The sequence below is a fragment of the Metabacillus herbersteinensis genome (genome assembly GCF_042433335.1).
Taxonomy (GTDB): Bacteria; Bacillota; Bacilli; order Bacillales; family Bacillaceae; genus Metabacillus; species Metabacillus herbersteinensis.
The window spans coordinates 1-3,388 of the sequence record NZ_JBHLVO010000070.1; the positions used below are offsets into that span (position 1 = coordinate 1).

The 3,388-nt window shown below is 38.2% G+C and carries 3 protein-coding genes; all 3 read left to right on the forward strand.

The features are described 5' to 3' along the window. Positions 1 to 94: 94 nt before the first annotated feature. The 3 genes from ACFFIX_RS27610 to ACFFIX_RS27620 are packed head-to-tail and all read left to right on the forward strand — an operon-like array spanning position 95 to position 3,321. Positions 95 to 1,336, forward strand: a complete 1,242-nt coding sequence (locus ACFFIX_RS27610; protein WP_378939846.1) for a site-specific integrase — start codon at positions 95 to 97, stop codon at positions 1,334 to 1,336. Then, positions 1,329 to 2,312 carry a tyrosine-type recombinase/integrase gene (locus ACFFIX_RS27615; RefSeq protein ID WP_378939848.1) on the forward strand — a complete coding sequence of 328 codons (984 nt, stop codon included), beginning with the start codon at positions 1,329 to 1,331 and terminating at the stop codon, positions 2,310 to 2,312. The genes ACFFIX_RS27610 and ACFFIX_RS27615 overlap by 8 nt, the downstream gene beginning before the upstream one ends. After that, positions 2,299 to 3,321 carry a tyrosine-type recombinase/integrase gene (locus ACFFIX_RS27620; protein ID WP_378939850.1) on the forward strand — a complete coding sequence of 341 codons (1,023 nt, stop codon included), beginning with the start codon at positions 2,299 to 2,301 and terminating at the stop codon, positions 3,319 to 3,321. The genes ACFFIX_RS27615 and ACFFIX_RS27620 overlap by 14 nt, the downstream gene beginning before the upstream one ends. Positions 3,322 to 3,388: the final 67 nt, after the last annotated feature.

The window sequence follows — 3,388 nt, forward strand, 5'->3', positions numbered from 1 at the left end:
GAAATAAGAGTATATGCCTGTCTTTATTGCACTGTTCTTTTATTTCTTTCCATAAAACCTCACAATGGATTGTATAAAATCCAGGAGGTGCTACATGGAAACAAGATTGCCCATTGAAGAACTCGTTGCCAAGGTTTTATCAGAACTCGAAAGGTTAAAGTATGCCGATAACACTCTTTGCGGGTTTCGTGCTTTTTACAGGAGAGTTATTACATTTGCCTATGAAAAAGATAAACTCTATTTTTCAGAAGAATTAGGAAGGGACTTTTTAAAAGAAAAATATAACTGTACGGTCAATTATTATATGGAAGCAATGCCTAAAGGACTCAAAGACCCTATCCGGAGAATAAGAGTCTTAGGTGATTACCAGCTTCATGGCGTGATTATCCGAAGGATTGTGAAAAAGCCAGGATATGTGAAACCTCCACAGTTTGAAAAAGAACTAACCGACTATGAAAAGGAATGTAAGAATAATGAATATTCAAAAAGAGGTCTACGAACACGTATTCAACGCTTGTTCTTTTTCATAGATTACCTTGACTGTCGGAGCGTTCAGAACTCAAATGATATTACTTCGGAGATGATATCCGATTATGTCAAAACAATCTATGCGCACCATGAAAAAAGTATTGCATCCATCTTAACAACGCTCAGGGTATATTTAAGATTTCTCTACTTCAACGAATATACGAACGAAGACCTATCCTTAAAAGTCCCAAAACAGAGTAAATATTATTATCCTCCAGTTCCTTCCGTTTGGAATAAAGAAGATGTCATGCGTATGTTGGACAGTATTGATAGGGGAAATCCAACCGGAAAGAGGGATTATGCGATCCTGCTTCTAGTTGCCAAACTCGGCATCAGGGTAGGTGACATTAAATCTTTGGAGTTATCGAATTTAAACTGGCAGTCAAAAACCATAGAAATAAGGCAGGATAAAACAAAGAATATTGTAACGTACCCCATTTTAAAGGATATAGGCTGGGCATTGATTGATTATCTCAAAAATGCACGTCCCATTAGTCATGCACCCTTTGTTTTTATAAGGATGAATGCACCTTATGAAGCCTTTGGTAAAGATGCAAATCTTCATAACATAATAACGAAATACACCAGACTTTCCGGAATAACTGTTCCAGATGGCAAAAGGCAAGGAATGCATTCGCTTCGTCACACCCTTGCCAGTACGTTGCTTGAACAAGGAACCCCATTGCCAGTAATCTCTGAAATCCTTGGCCATTTTAATTCTAAGTCTACAAGTGTTTATCTGCATACAGGAATGGAAGGATTACGGAGATGCGCCATAGATCCTGATGAGGTGTCTAGGGATGTCTAAGAAGACCGTTATTTTTAAAAGCATACTTAGTAAACTGATTGCCGGATACATTGAGGAAAAGAAGGCTGTGGGTTATCAATACAGAAAAGGTTCATCTCTTTTGAAACAGTTTGACACTCTGGTTGCCAAAGGACATTTAGTCGAGATGAAACTGCCAAAGGAACTGGTTTTGCTTTGGACGAAAAAAAGACCAAATGAAACTACCAGTACTAGAAACGGAAGAATCTCAATCGTGCGTGGGCTTGCGGAATATATGGTACGACTTGGTTATGAGGCATACATGTTCCCGGGTGCAGCTATTACGATAGATAGATATTCCTATGTCCCCTATATTTTTTCGGAAAAAGAGCTGAAAAGTATGTTTACTATATGCGACAGTTATCCTATTTCCAATGTTTCTCCTAACAGGCATCTAATTCTTCCCCTTCTGTTCCGAATGTTGTATGGATGTGGACTGCGGATTTCGGAAGCACTACATTTGAGGCTTAAAGATGTTGACTTGAAGCAAGGGACATTATTTATCCGGGATACGAAATTTAGAAAAGAACGGATTGTTCCAATGGCGAAAACCCTGACAGAACGTTGTCGGCTGTATGCAGATAACGTCCATCATTTTGAGTCTTGTAATCCATTTTTCTTCTTATCTCCTTACGGAGAACATTATAAGGAAAGTACGATATATAAACTTTTCAGAGATATCCTTTGGAAAGCAGGAATTTCCCATAGCGGAAGGGGTCCAAGGCTCCATGATATAAGACATTCTTTTTCCGTTCATTGCTTGAAGAAATGGGTTATAAATGAGGAGGACCTTACGAATCTCCTGCCCTACCTTTCGGCGTTTCTGGGCCATGTTGATTTAAGAGGTACACAACATTACTTAAGGCTGACTGCGGATTTATATCCAAAAATAATATCTTCTGTGGAACAGAACTTTTCCCATTTAATACCGGAGGTGTTAGTTGATGAAGCAGACTGACTTTGCAAGAACGCTCACACGATTCCTTTCGGATTATCTTCCAAGCCAACGCAACGTCAGCACCAATACAATAAAATCTTACAGGGATACGTTCAAACAAGTACTGATGTATTGCGATTTAGAACTGAGTATCAAGCCAGAGCACCTTACATTTGATAAATTAAAAGCAGAAAAAATTAGAGACTTTCTTCTTTGGCTCGAAAAAAACCGTAATGTCTGCATTAACACCCGTAACCAGAGACTGGCAGCTATCCATAGCTTCTTTCGTTATACGCAGTCAGAACATCCTGAAATCATGTTGGAATGCCAAAAAATCTTAGGAATTCCCTTTAAAAAGAGAGAAAAAAAGACGGTTGAATTCCTTTCGCAGGAATGCCTGAAGTATATATTGGAACAACCAGATACTAGTAAAAAAAGGGGGCGGCGTGATTTAACAATAATGGCTACTCTTTATGATACAGGAGCACGAGTACAGGAATTAATTGATTTAAAAACTAGTGATGTTAGACTTACGAAACCTGCTACGATAACTTTAACAGGAAAAGGAAATAAAAGAAGAAGTGTTCCCATTATGGGAAAGACCCGAGATCTGTTGGAGAATTACATGAAGGAAAATAGTCTGCTGGAAAACGGAAACCAAAGTCATCCTTTATTTTACAATAGTAACAAATACCCGTTCACTAGACCTGGTATAACATACATTTTAGAAAAGCACTTACACCTGGCTAAGGAATCTAATTCGGATGTTCTGTTCTCCGATAGTCTCCATCCTCATTTGATCAGGCATACAAAAGCAATGCATCTGCTAGAGGCAGGCGTAAACCTAATTTATATAAGAGATTTGTTAGGACATGTAAATGTGAGCACAACTGAAATTTATTTGAGAGCAAATACAGAAACGAAAAGAAAAGCATTGGAATCTGCTTATATGGAGGTTGTAACGCAGGACACCCCTATCTGGGAAGAGGATACCAATCTTTTGAAGTGGCTACAGGATTTTTGCAGATAAAAAAATTAATATTATGGAAAGATATTCTTTGACATGTATACGAATCTCACGCTTGTTAAAGGATATT

What these genes read in the sequence shown, in the direction of transcription:
- ACFFIX_RS27610 (WP_378939846.1), top strand. Translation starts at nt 95, where the DNA reads ATGGAAACAAGATTGCCCATTGAAGAACTCGTTGCCAAGGTTTTATCA.
- ACFFIX_RS27615 (WP_378939848.1), top strand. Translation starts at nt 1,329, where the DNA reads ATGTCTAAGAAGACCGTTATTTTTAAAAGCATACTTAGTAAACTGATT.
- ACFFIX_RS27620 (WP_378939850.1), top strand. Translation starts at nt 2,299, where the DNA reads ATGAAGCAGACTGACTTTGCAAGAACGCTCACACGATTCCTTTCGGAT.